This is a genomic window from Halobacteriovoraceae bacterium (genome assembly GCA_020635115.1).
GTDB lineage: Bacteria > Bdellovibrionota > Bacteriovoracia > Bacteriovoracales > Bacteriovoracaceae > JACKAK01.
This window is the reverse complement of sequence record JACKAK010000013.1, coordinates 1-11,909: the sequence shown is the minus strand read 5'-3', so window position 1 is coordinate 11,909 and position 11,909 is coordinate 1. Positions and strand designations below refer to the sequence as shown.

Genomic DNA, 11,909 nt, shown 5'->3' with positions numbered 1-11,909 from the left:
AGTCTCCATGATTAGTTTGTGCTGTATAATAGCTTTTCATAGATTTTCTTTTGTTTATCTGGGCGCATCCTGAGATAAGACCAATTATTAAAAATGTCGTAAGCGTACATTTGGCGAATTTTAGAAAATGTACGACCTTTTCTAGTTCCGGCATGATAAACTCCAATTGAGTGCCAATTTTTTCCATAATCTTTAAAATTGTTTTTAAGAATCCAGACCGCCGTCTTTACGTTTGTGCAAACGTCATATAAATCATTAAAAGAGATTCCCTTTTTCTTTAATTTGTCTCTCCATGATGAATTGATCTGCATTAGACCCAGGTCATATGTACCGTTATTGTTGTGATTCTTTGCTTTTGGGTTGAAATTACTTTCTTTTCTTGCAATTGAGAGAATAAGTACTGGATCAATATTATTCTTCTTTGCAATGGAAACTATGCAATTCTCACCGCCTGCCAATGCTGATAGACTTACATTTAGTAACAATGAATATGAAATTATCCCTCTTTTTGTCATAAAAACATCTCGCTTCTGAATGTTTTTGGCTTGAAATTCAGAAGAATGAATTTAAGACATTCTTTTAACTCACCTTTGCTGAAAACTTTCTTTACTAAAGGATGAGTGCCAAAAGCTCTTTCTGGGTCTTTTTCAGAGGTATAACCGATGATTCCAGGTAAAGGCTTTTCAAGCGAATAAATGGCATTGAGAAACTGTTTTCCGTTCAGTAGTGGCATTTTGAAGTCAGTTACAATGCAATCATAGTCAAAATTTGCAACCTTTGCGAATGCCTCTGTTGGGCATTCGCAAACGTCTATCTTGAAAGGGTAATTTAACTTTTCACTAAGAAAGCAAAATGTGTCTCTCATGATGTCGTTGTCGTCCAAAAATAAAATGTTTAAATTCTTACTCATAGTAATGTCTCCTTTTTGCAAACATGTTAAGCAAAGAGCATGCCAAATCATGATTACGTAAATTCAAACAGATGGACTTATTAGAATTAGGAATTATTCTTTTTTTAAGAATAATAGCTTCTTTTAATAAGAATAATTCCATGCTTTTTATTTGCTTAGATTTCATTTTAAATTTCTCTCACTGTTATAATGTGGTTGTTTACTATCGATTGACTCTTGTAGGTAATCCGCACATTCGTATAGGTGCCGATTGATTTTGGAAGATCTTTAACCTTAATTAGGTTTCCTGAGTTAATACGAAAGGCAAGATGTTCTGGAGTTTCTCCAGAACATTCTTTCCTTGTTATTTTGTAAGAAAACCCATACCAGTTACTAGATTGCCGAATTTCTAGGTTTTCTACATTCTTAACTTTGAAGCATTTAAGATTTTCTTTAGCGAGTGTTTTGACACTGCAATATGCATCTATTGAAAACAGTCCCATAATTGTAATAAAGAGTTTCATGATAATCCTTCTTTCAAACAAATGTTTGATCTAAGATGTCCATAAATGAATCTCTAGAGTGTTTAAGATCTTCAGGTAAGGCGATTAACTTATCAGCGTCTTTTGGCATGATGTTGTAATTAGTTACAAGATTGTCATCTTGTATTTGAACTTGTGCTAGGTACTTGTTCTTTATAATTTTTACTTTTTTGAAGGGATCAGTTCGTGACTCTGTTAAAAGTGTCAATTTCACTGAATCTTCTAATTGTTTGTGTGAGAAGTGTAGAACTTTGAAATCTTTGAAATTTAGCAACTTTAATTGATTTTCAACTGATCTTAATGATTGCTGAAATTCTTCCTGTGAAATTTTAAGATTTGAGTAGAACATTTTTTCCTCCTATCGGTTATGTTCGCCAGCTCTTGGCCCACATAGTCTCCTTGTGATAGGAAGTCCTATCCGGGTCGCAAGTCTTTTATTGTGTTATTCGCGTGAGGGTGGAGAGAAACTTGGTGGTGACTTCCATCCTCACATTTTTCCGAACCTAAAAATAATCCCAAGCTTTTTCAAGACCTCGCTTGAAATTTCAGTGAAATTTAATTTCAAAGAAATTTCAGGTGGCTAGAAAAAATCTATTTTTAGGTGTTTAGAAATTTCAGCTGAAATTTCTAATATTGAAAGTGTTGGTGGTGTTAAAGGTAGAGAATAAATGTTTAGTTGTTTTGGTAATTGTCTTTGTGTTAGTAGATGTCTGGACGGAAGTTTAGATGTAAGAAATATAAGTTCTTGCTGTAATTTGCTTCCATTTGTTAAGTGGAAGAGGGTTTTGAAATTTCAGAGTAAAAATAAATAATATTTACTAAAAGTAATTACAGTAATTTAGAGCACTAAAATTATGTATTATAATTTCAGTGAAATTTCTCATCAAGTAAGAATGAAGTTCTTGAAAATTTATTTGTATAATTTTAAGTTGAGTGTGTTGTTCAATTAATGGGGGTACTGTTTATGGAAGCTAGTCTTCGAGAAGAGTTTGTAGGTGAATTTTCGGAAGTACTGAAGCGCCAGTCTTTAAAATCTTTTATTGTTAAAAAGTTTGGTGACAGTAAATATTCAAATTACTGGAGGATACACAGAGGTATTAAGACTCCATCTCCTGATGAAATAATTTATCTATTAAGAGCTGCTAGTAAAGACGATAAAATTCCTTATTATGTGAGCAAGTTTCATCCAGAGTTTAAGCTCGATGCCTATATTAAAGAAAACGGTGTTTTTGCTGACAATGAAGTGGCCGAAGCATTTTGCAATGAAGATTATTTCAAGATACTTGCACAGTGTGACGGGGAAGGTGTCTCCATTGACAAGATATACGACGACTACGGAAAAATATCTCAAGGGAGTATTGACGAGCTTATCGACAAAGGCTTTATTGTTAATGAGAATGGAGTGTTGCGTTTCCCCACAGATCAAGTATTAAAGCTTCCCAAAAATGCACTGATGAAGTTGATTGAACATCTTTTAAAATTTGTTGACTACGATGACTTGACGTCAGGGGAAAGAAACTGCCTTTTACGGATACTTATGATACCACATTGGAGGCTAGAAAAAAAATATCCTCTTTTTTTTGATCTAGCTAGGAAGTATGCCGAGGAGTGTGCATTGAAGGGTCGTATTTCGGATGAAGTAAGGGAAGAAATTAAAAACATTTAGAAATAGATCTTGATGTGCGTCATAAAAGAACGGAAAAAGTGCATGCGTCTTTGATATTTGATGACTATATGCTAAAGAAGTTTTAGAAAAGGAACCTTGCTTATTGGAGATATGGTGAAAACTAATATTTTAACTTCTTTACTTTTAATTTTTGCAAGCGATGTACTACTAGGGTTTTCAGGAAATTCCAATCTTGTAACTAATGGTTACTGTGAGTTTTTGATGATCTATGACTGGGGAGCAGGAGAAGAAGCAAAGACTTTGAGAAACCTTCAAAGCGACTGGGGAGCTGGCGAGGAAGCAAACTTCTCGGATAGTCAGCCATTAGACTGGGGAGCAGGAGAAGAAGCAAAGGCTTTGAGAAACCTTCAAGACGACTGGGGAGCTGGCGAGGAAGCAAACTTCTCGGATAGTCAGCCATTAGACTGGGGAGCTGGCGAGGAAGCAAACTTCTCGGATAGTCAGCCATTAGACTGGGGAGCTGGAGAAGAAGCAAAGGCTTTGAGAAACCTTCAAGACGACTGGGGAGTTGGCGAGGAGGCAAACTTTTCAGATAGTCGGCCATTAGGCTGGGGAGCAGGAAGAAAGGCAAGACTATCAATTGGGCACCTGTAGCATTGAGGTCATTCCCTTTTACTCGAAAAATTAATCCATTCAACTATATCCAATATCAAAAGAGGATTAATACTCTATTCACACATGTATTATTACAAATATGAATGAATTAGTGTTGAGGAACCGTTAATCTGTTGCTTACTTTGTTTCAATTTCAGCTGAAATTTCTAATATTGAAAGTGTTGGTGGTGTTAAAGGTAGAGAATAAATGTTTAGTTGTTTTGGTAATTGTCTTTGTGTTAGTAGATGTCTGGACGGAAGTTTAGATGTAAGAAATATAAGTTCTTGCTGTAATTTGCTTCCATTTGTTAAGTGGAAGAGGGTTTTGAAATTTCAGAGTAAAAATAAATAATATTTACTAAAAGTAATTACAGTAATTTAGAGCACTAAAATTATGTATTATAATTTCAGTGAAATTTCTCATCAAGTAAGAATGAAGTTCTTGAAAATTTATTTGTATAATTTTAAGTTGAGTGTGTTGTTCAATTAATGGGGGTACTGTTTATGGAAGCTAGTCTTCGAGAAGAGTTTGTAGGTGAATTTTCGGAAGTACTGAAGCGCCAGTCTTTAAAATCTTTTATTGTTAAAAAGTTTGGTGACAGTAAATATTCAAATTACTGGAGGATACACAGAGGTATTAAGACTCCATCTCCTGATGAAATAATTTATCTATTAAGAGCTGCTAGTAAAGACGATAAAATTCCTTATTATGTGAGCAAGTTTCATCCAGAGTTTAAGCTCGATGCCTATATTAAAGAAAACGGTGTTTTTGCTGACAATGAAGTGGCCGAAGCATTTTGCAATGAAGATTATTTCAAGATACTTGCACAGTGTGACGGGGAAGGTGTCTCCATTGACAAGATATACGACGACTACGGAAAAATATCTCAAGGGAGTATTGACGAGCTTATCGACAAAGGCTTTATTGTTAATGAGAATGGAGTGTTGCGTTTCCCCACAGATCAAGTATTAAAGCTTCCCAAAAATGCACTGATGAAGTTGATTGAACATCTTTTAAAATTTGTTGACTACGATGACTTGACGTCAGGGGAAAGAAACTGCTTTACGGATACTTATGATACCACATTGGAGGCTAGAAAAAAAATATCCTCTTTTTTCGATCTAGCTAGGAAGTATGCCGAGGAGTGTGCATTGAAGGGTCGTATTTCGGATGAAGTAAGGGAAGAAATTAAAAAACATTTAGAAATAGATCTTGATGTGCGTCATAAAAGAACGGAAAAAGTGCATGCGTCTTTGATATTTGATGACTATATGCTAAAGAAGTTTTAGAAAAGGAACCTTGCTTATTGGAGATATGGTGAAAACTAATATTTTAACTTCTTTACTTTTAATTTTTGCAAGCGATGTACTACTAGGGTTTTCAGGAAATTCCAATCTTGTAACTAATGGTTACTGTGAGTTTTTGATGATCTATGACTGGGGAGCAGGAGAAGAAGCAAAGACTTTGAGAAACCTTCAAAGCGACTGGGGAGCTGGCGAGGAAGCAAACTTCTCGGATAGTCAGCCATTAGACTGGGGAGCAGGAGAAGAAGCAAAGACTTTGAGAAACCTTCAAAGCGACTGGGGAGCTGGCGAGGAAGCAAACTTCTCGGATAGTCAGCCATTAGACTGGGGAGCAGGAGAAGAAGCAAAGGCTTTGAGAAACCTTCAAGACGACTGGGGAGCTGGCGAGGAAGCAAACTTCTCGGATAGTCAGCCATTAGACTGGGGAGCTGGCGAGGAAGCAAACTTCTCGGATAGTCAGCCATTAGACTGGGGAGCTGGAGAAGAAGCAAAGGCTTTGAGAAACCTTCAAGACGACTGGGGAGTTGGCGAGGAGGCAAACTTTTCAGATAGTCGGCCATTAGGCTGGGGAGCAGGAAGAAAGGCAAGACTATCAATTGGGCACCTGTAGCATTGAGGTCATTCCCTTTTACTCGAAAAATTAATCCATTCAACTATATCCAATATCAAAAGAGGATTAATACTCTATTCACACATGTATTATTACAAATATGAATGAATTAGTGTTGAGGAACCGTTAATCTGTTGCTTACTTTGTTTCAATTTCAGCTGAAATTTCTAAACACCTAAAAATAGATTTTTTCTAGCCACCTGAAATTTCTTTGAAATTAAATTTCACTGAAATTTCAAGCGAGGTCTTGAAAAAGCTTGGGATTATTTTTAGGTTCGGAAAAATGTGAGGATGGAAGTCACCACCAAGTTTCTCTCCACCCTCACGCGAATAACACAATAAAAGACTTGCGACCCGCATAGGACTTCCTATCACAAGGAGACTATGTGGGCCAGAGCATAGTTAACCTAGTCGATAGGAGGGTATAATGTCGTCTAAACTAATTTTGTTACTTAGCTTTTTATTAATTGCTTCGAGCTATGCACAGGCTCCAGATCCAAATACAGAAGGTGCGGAGTCAGATAGGCCAACTCAGCAAACCGAAGAGACTAGTTCTAATGATGAAAAATCTATTAATCAGGTTCAAATGAATCCAAGCCAAACATCAAGAGAAGATATCGTCTTAATCTATAGTGAGGAAAAAAAACACTTTATCGATTCCAATAATAAGAAGGCCAATTTGTTGGAATTAATATCTGAAAAGAAAAAAAGTGTCACTGTACTTTTTAGAGTCTGAAAATTATGAAAAAATTGGAATCAAATTCAAATTTAAAGAGGTAAGGGAAATAGAGATGAGTTAAAAGTTGTCATGAGTTCTTATGATGAGGACTTTTCAAAAAAATATGCTTCAATCGTGTTTGTTCTTAATGTGAAAGACACTCTAGACGAAGTAAATGCGTCCTTTTAGACTCTTTTGATGAATTACTTGAAAATGACCCTAGAGGTGAATTTTTTCACTTCAGTGACGGCCAGATGATTGGTCTCATGGTTTTTGCTTCCATTGGAGCAGCGGTTGTTCTTAAATACACCATTGTTCCAAACGGCCATTATTGAGGTGTTGCAGGTCTTTCTTATTTAGTCTATGTGACCATCAAAGAGCTGTATTTTAATGAAGAAAACGAAGAGGAAGAAAAGACTCTTCACGATCTTTTAAAAAACGCTCCCCGAAAGCATAGCTGGTATTTATCATGAAATCTTTTATGCTTACAAGCGCCTTGCTCTTAATGAGTTTTGGCGCTCATACTGAAACAACTATTGATTTGAAATCATGCGAAAAATATTTCCTAAAGAAGGGGTTTCAGTCACTCCGATCAACATTTTTAACAAAGTAATGGAGAAGTTTGTTGAATCGGATTCAGTTGATTTTAATATCAATAAACTAACTGGGTTGGTTTACAAAACGAAAAGAGTTCTCCAAGAGCTAGGAATTAAGGATTCTAAAGAACTTCTAGAGATAGAAACTGAAATCTTCTCCCTTTCTTTAGGCGGGGCAAGAATCTTTGTGGCCGGAGCAGGCAAAATGAAAAGATTGACCTTGTGAAAAGGATAATTGGTGATTCTAGTGCCACTCAGGCAGACCATGTGCCATTTTCATTTAGATTTTTTGAAAATCTTGGTTCAGAGAATAGATCCTCTTATCAAAAAGACACGCTCTATTCATTATTTCCTGTGAAAAAGGACATATTGCCACAAAAAATCTGAGAATGACGGATATGTTTCAAAATCAGATTTAATGAGCTTAGATCTAGGGCAATCTCCAAATGAACTCATTCACGAAACTTTCACCTCCGCTTTTAAAGATGTTCATTTTGTGACTTCACCTTCTTCAAAGTATTTTAAAAAGGATGCTATTGAGTACACAGGTTACGCCAAATCTAGCGATTATGTATTTATTAATTTAACAGCTGATACTAAACAAAATGAGCTAGAATTAAAGTATTTAAAAAGTATCCTTAAGAGACAGAAAGGCAAAAAAAATCGCTTTTTTGTAAGTGATTCACTTGGAACTGTTGAAATTGATCATGAACTACTAAATACTTCTTTAAATCTACTTGGTGAAATCGTTCATGAAAAAAATACTCTCAGGGCATGGTCCATTGTTGATGGACAGTTTGTTCAAAGGGATCTTATTTTTTCAAATGAATCTGTTTTAAGCTCTACTGAGTTTAGTGAGGTTATCGCACAGATTGAATCAGGAGTTAGAGAAAATGAATTAAGTCGTGCAGTCAAGCTCGTTAAAAAGACTTTAGTTTATCTAACGAGTCTCACAAAAAGATCTGTTACTAGAAAACATACTTTAAATTTAGTGCAAAAGCTGATTGCAATCAACGTTGATAAAAACGCAACAGATTCAGCAAGAGAAGTTCTTGATGGACCTGTGACTCACAACTTATCCAAGGAATGGTCACGTCAACTTACTGAAAGTCCTTTTGGTATACCAGAATCAGTTAAAAAAGAAATAGAAAGGCTACTTAATACAAAACTTGGAAAAGCAGCTGTTGGTGCCGTTAACCTAGCTAGTGGCACTGTAAACGGCATTTTTTCATTAAATAATCTTTTCAAAAGAAAAAAAAAAAGAGGTCAGTGTCATAGATCCAAGTGAGAGATTTGAAAAAAAGATAAATGCAGAAGCTGAAATTCGCTGGGAGCGCTATTTAAAAATGCTTGGATCAATTGACGCTATGATGGTTAAAAAAAGAGTTCACAAGTACTGTTAGTTTAATCCAAAAAGATTTAGCAAAAGCAAAAATTAAATTAAATGAACAAGAAATTGAGTCTCTTGCAGAGTCTGAACTTAATAATCAATACAAAGAATGGATTAAAGAATCTTTAGGCGGTGAATATTCTTTAGTTGGAGATGGTTTGATACCTGGTATTGCTGCTCTTAATGGCGAAGTTGAAGTCCTTATTCGTGATGAACCGCCTGGCATCTTTGAAACGAAGAAGAAAGAAAAAAGGCTTTGAGCGAAAGTTAAAGTCTGAAATCCTCGACTCTGTAACGAGTAGAATACTCTATTCTAAAATCACTAGAGGTTGTCGCGATATTATGATTCCTCTAGCGATAGGCTCCTTTGTCGGACAATCTACTTGATTGCTACAAGTGAAGAGTCCATAAACTGGGTGAATATTGCTAAAGATCCTAAAACTGGAGAAAATGAATCTCAAAGAAAAGAAGAGCTGAAAAAGCTCCTTCCTTATTTAAATGGATTCATTTCTACTTCTTTAGCTGTTTCGACATACTTAACCATTAAAGGACTTCATGATCTCATTACTCCGCCAGAGTGAGTTGCGCTGCGAGAAAGGTCTACAAGAATTCACTTAAAGATATTCAAGAAAAAGAAGTCAGCAACAAAATGATTTCAGCTTTGGAGTCTAAAAATCTCTCACCGATACACATTTGAAAGCAAATGTCGTTCTTGCAAACCTCTATCTCAAAGAGGTGAGGGAAGCAGAAATACTAGAAGCAAACTCACAAAAAGTTGCCTGGTTACAATGAAGTCTTGAAAATGACCAATGTTGTTATGAGCAGAGTTAAAAACTCAACTGCTCCCGTTTCAGCTCATGAGCTTGAAAGAATTATTTCAGATGTTCACGCCGAGCATAAAGGAATTTAAAATGAATTTACTAAAAAAAAACATCAATCTACTTGATGATCTTTAATTTTGCCTCATTAGAGGTCTTTGCGGGTATCAAATCATGCGAAAATCTCCTTACCCTCGTTATACCCATGAAGGTGAAACTCTTCAATTGAGAGGTAAAGAATTGCTCATGGAGAATATCAACGGGAGTGTCATTCAAAAAAATATTAATGACGCAAAAAAACTTATTAAAGTTCTAAAGGAAATGGACAATTCAACTCCGCAAGGTAAAAAAGTCTCGATCACGCTGAAAAACTGATTAGAAGTCTCACTCATTTCAAAGATGCCACGACTAAATATTCTGAAAGGATGCAAAAAGTCGCAATTGCTCAGATGGATGATGAAAGGCTTAGCGCCTTTAGAGGGGTAGCGAATAGATATGAAGAGTTAATGAAATCAATCTACGACAACACGAATAATGTTATCATGCTTGGTGGCTCAACTCACTTTAGAAAAAGGCTCCTTAAAGACCTTAGTCTCACCTCAAGAAATAACAGCAAGAAACACGGAAAGCGCTGCTTTCAAAAGTGATAAAGAATCAAGAAGTATGCGTGAGAAAATAGTAGACGCTCTCGGTCCAAAAAAACAGTGAAACCCTTTTTCAAGACCCAAATGAGTTTGATTATAGCGAACACGATATGGCAATTAACTTCATCAATATGGGACAAGGTGAAATTGGTTACAGGTTTAAAGAAATAGAACCTCTGTCAATGAGTAATATCGAAGACGCACTCACTGCTAAAGAAGTGAAAGACGCCGATATTGCTATCCTGTTAGTTGATAATGAATATGAGTTCGAAGTTCAGTATCTCAAGGAGCTACTAAAGAAAAGAAAACTTCAAATATTCTTAGTGGCATCACGCGGAAGCAAAGAAATGATTGGGAAAATGGCGCTTGAGAATAGTCTAAACGATCAGTTTAAGGATGCATTTCTTGGAAGTTGGGTTTACGAAAAATCTAAAGGCTTTGATCTTATGGACACAATCTTTAATCACGCTGATTTTTCAGGAAATCTTAAGATTTCTAGAATCCGTGATGATTACGCCACTCTTTTAAAAGATTACCAAGAATTTATCTTAGATCTTGCCATAAGAGAGAAGTCCTTAAAATATGTGCAGATGTACTATAACGTTAAAACGTCTGAACTAATGGATAATTTTAACGACCCTTTTTAGTGAAAATACAATTAAAGATGTCATTGATATCTCAGCGCACATATACAAGAAAGTTGAGGGAAACAAGACCAAGTTTTTTCACGATAAAGAAATTGTAAAACTCAGAGCAAGAATTGAAGAGCTTCATGAAGAACAGATGATGTATCATACTAAGAGTGAAGAATCTGTTAATCTTCTAACTGACGAGTACAAAGATGACCTCAAAAACAACCAAGCGATTAAAAAATAGCTGCAGACGATGCACCTCTTATAGCTCAAAATATCCTTAAAGATCTCGACGGAAATATAAGTGAGCTAGAAATTGAATCTAGTGAAATCGCTGAGCGAATTGAAAATGAAATTGCGAGATATCATACTGAATGGGTGAAATTTCACTTAGAAGGGAGAGGTAAGCTCTCTCCTGTTAGGTCTAGAAAATGACCTTATGGCACTTGAAGAGGAATATATTGAGTCCATGCAGTCCCTGAATCTTTTGTTCACAGAACTTTCTAAAATGAAAGAAAATGACCCAAAAGTAAAAGAGGCAATAGGAATTTCTAAATACATTGCAGGCACTCTCTCAACTGTATTTGCGATTACCTCAATCTCTTCCCTTGTGTTGCTTACAGGGGACACCACTCATTTCAGTAACACTGAGCTTTATAAATCTATATTAAGTTCTGATTTTGGAAACTTTCTCACAGAGCAAGGTTTTTTGAAAATAAAATTGGGTTCATTTTCTATTCATCAGCTTTACTGGGACTTTCGTTAACTCTAGGTGCTTATGTCGCATTAATCACGCCGTTTCTGAATAAAAGAGTAAGAACAAAACTTTATGAAATTCTTAAAAAAATCTACTCAGGTAGTTTTGCTTCAAAAGGACAGGAGTTGAGTGATGAAAACCTAGAAAGTCTTAAAATCGATTTCACTTCGTTAACGAAGGCTGAACTTAAAGTGATGAAAAATGAACTTAAAGTCATCAGCAAGATCCTTAAGCAAAAAAAGATCCCTTCTAAAGTCAGTTAAAACAAAAGACCTAAAAAAACTTAAAGAGCTAGAAATCTATAAACAACAATCAATGCAACGAGTAATTCGTTCATGGGTTCATAACGCAAATAATAAATGAGGAGAAAAGAATGAGAAATGTTGTTTTGTTAATGTTATTAATTTCTACGGCTACACATGCAGATCATTACTTGGAAAATCATGACACAGGCATGGTCACGCTTGTAGACAAGATTAAAGATGGTCATCCTGATGGATTTAATTGCACGACTCAAAACAGGACAAGAGTTAAGAAAACTGGTAAGATTAAGAACAAAATGTGGTTTCAGGTAAAGGTTTTGAACGGTAACTGTAAGGGGAAAATTGCCTGGGCCCATTACTTGACTCTTAGAGAAAAACTTAAGTAATAAGTTATCTAGTCCTTAGTCAGAAAATAATGCAGCATTAAAGCTTTCTAAAAATTTTAACTTGCCATTATTTTTCAG

The 11,909-nt window shown here is 35.6% G+C and carries 19 protein-coding genes; 14 read left to right on the top strand and 5 right to left on the bottom strand.

Annotated features, from left to right (window positions below):
- Positions 1–11: 11 nt before the first annotated feature.
- The 4 genes from H6622_17080 to H6622_17065 all read right to left on the bottom strand — a co-directional run bounded on the left by H6622_17080 (position 12) and on the right by H6622_17065 (position 1,780).
- Positions 12–515, bottom strand: coding sequence for a lytic transglycosylase domain-containing protein (locus H6622_17080; GenBank protein ID MCB9063242.1), 504 nt, complete (start codon positions 513–515; stop codon positions 12–14).
- Entirely contained in the window at positions 512–910 is a 399-nt protein-coding gene (locus H6622_17075; GenBank protein ID MCB9063241.1) for a response regulator, read from the bottom strand. The genes H6622_17080 and H6622_17075 overlap by 4 nt, the downstream gene beginning before the upstream one ends.
- A 167-nt stretch (positions 911–1,077) precedes the next feature.
- Positions 1,078–1,413 (bottom strand): hypothetical protein, encoded by a 336-nt coding sequence (locus H6622_17070; protein MCB9063240.1) that lies wholly within the window; start codon positions 1,411–1,413, stop codon positions 1,078–1,080.
- Positions 1,414–1,426: 13 nt separating this feature from the next.
- Positions 1,427–1,780, bottom strand: a complete 354-nt coding sequence (locus H6622_17065) for a hypothetical protein (protein MCB9063239.1) — start codon at positions 1,778–1,780, stop codon at positions 1,427–1,429.
- 615 nt (positions 1,781–2,395) lie between these two features.
- Here H6622_17065 and H6622_17060 point away from each other — a divergent pair.
- The 4 genes from H6622_17060 (at position 2,396) to H6622_17045 (ending at position 5,627) form a co-directional block, all read left to right on the top strand.
- Complete coding sequence (locus tag H6622_17060; protein MCB9063238.1) at positions 2,396–3,097, top strand: hypothetical protein; 702 nt, start codon at positions 2,396–2,398, stop codon at positions 3,095–3,097.
- Between the two features lie 111 nt (positions 3,098–3,208).
- Positions 3,209–3,712 carry a hypothetical protein gene (locus H6622_17055; GenBank protein ID MCB9063237.1) on the top strand — a complete coding sequence of 168 codons (504 nt, stop codon included), beginning with the start codon at positions 3,209–3,211 and terminating at the stop codon, positions 3,710–3,712.
- A gap of 504 nt (positions 3,713–4,216) precedes the next feature.
- Positions 4,217–5,002: a hypothetical protein gene (locus tag H6622_17050; protein ID MCB9063236.1), complete on the top strand. Its 786-nt coding sequence runs from the start codon at positions 4,217–4,219 to the stop codon at positions 5,000–5,002.
- Positions 5,003–5,030: 28 nt separating this feature from the next.
- Complete coding sequence (locus H6622_17045; protein ID MCB9063235.1) at positions 5,031–5,627, top strand: hypothetical protein; 597 nt, start codon at positions 5,031–5,033, stop codon at positions 5,625–5,627.
- 192 nt (positions 5,628–5,819) lie between these two features.
- Here H6622_17045 and H6622_17040 read toward each other — a convergent pair whose 3' ends face one another.
- A complete protein-coding gene (locus tag H6622_17040; GenBank protein MCB9063234.1) occupies positions 5,820–5,987 on the bottom strand; it encodes a hypothetical protein in 168 nt (55 codons plus the stop codon).
- Between the two features lie 67 nt (positions 5,988–6,054).
- On the opposite strand from H6622_17040, the gene H6622_17035 reads away from it, so the two are divergent.
- The 10 genes from H6622_17035 to H6622_16990 all read left to right on the top strand — a co-directional run bounded on the left by H6622_17035 (position 6,055) and on the right by H6622_16990 (position 11,831).
- The gene (locus tag H6622_17035; GenBank protein MCB9063233.1) at positions 6,055–6,363 is read left to right on the top strand and encodes a hypothetical protein; all 309 of its coding nucleotides are present in this window, start codon (positions 6,055–6,057) and stop codon (positions 6,361–6,363) included.
- Between the two features lie 531 nt (positions 6,364–6,894).
- Positions 6,895–7,167 (top strand): hypothetical protein, encoded by a 273-nt coding sequence (locus tag H6622_17030; GenBank protein MCB9063232.1) that lies wholly within the window; start codon positions 6,895–6,897, stop codon positions 7,165–7,167.
- 192 nt (positions 7,168–7,359) lie between these two features.
- Positions 7,360–8,229: a hypothetical protein gene (locus tag H6622_17025; protein ID MCB9063231.1), complete on the top strand. Its 870-nt coding sequence runs from the start codon at positions 7,360–7,362 to the stop codon at positions 8,227–8,229.
- 485 nt (positions 8,230–8,714) lie between these two features.
- Entirely contained in the window at positions 8,715–8,912 is a 198-nt protein-coding gene (locus H6622_17020) for a hypothetical protein (protein ID MCB9063230.1), read from the top strand.
- A 411-nt stretch (positions 8,913–9,323) separates the two neighbouring features.
- Positions 9,324–9,524, top strand: coding sequence for a hypothetical protein (locus tag H6622_17015; protein ID MCB9063229.1), 201 nt, complete (start codon positions 9,324–9,326; stop codon positions 9,522–9,524).
- 50 nt (positions 9,525–9,574) lie between these two features.
- Complete coding sequence (locus tag H6622_17010) at positions 9,575–9,796, top strand: hypothetical protein (GenBank protein ID MCB9063228.1); 222 nt, start codon at positions 9,575–9,577, stop codon at positions 9,794–9,796.
- 107 nt (positions 9,797–9,903) lie between these two features.
- Complete coding sequence (locus H6622_17005) at positions 9,904–10,440, top strand: hypothetical protein (GenBank protein MCB9063227.1); 537 nt, start codon at positions 9,904–9,906, stop codon at positions 10,438–10,440.
- A gap of 424 nt (positions 10,441–10,864) precedes the next feature.
- Positions 10,865–11,191 carry a hypothetical protein gene (locus H6622_17000; GenBank protein ID MCB9063226.1) on the top strand — a complete coding sequence of 109 codons (327 nt, stop codon included), beginning with the start codon at positions 10,865–10,867 and terminating at the stop codon, positions 11,189–11,191.
- A gap of 192 nt (positions 11,192–11,383) precedes the next feature.
- On the top strand, positions 11,384–11,545 hold the full coding sequence (locus H6622_16995) for a hypothetical protein (GenBank protein MCB9063225.1): 162 nt from the start codon (positions 11,384–11,386) through the stop codon (positions 11,543–11,545).
- A 10-nt stretch (positions 11,546–11,555) separates the two neighbouring features.
- Positions 11,556–11,831, top strand: a complete 276-nt coding sequence (locus tag H6622_16990; GenBank protein ID MCB9063224.1) for a hypothetical protein — start codon at positions 11,556–11,558, stop codon at positions 11,829–11,831.
- Positions 11,832–11,909: the final 78 nt, after the last annotated feature.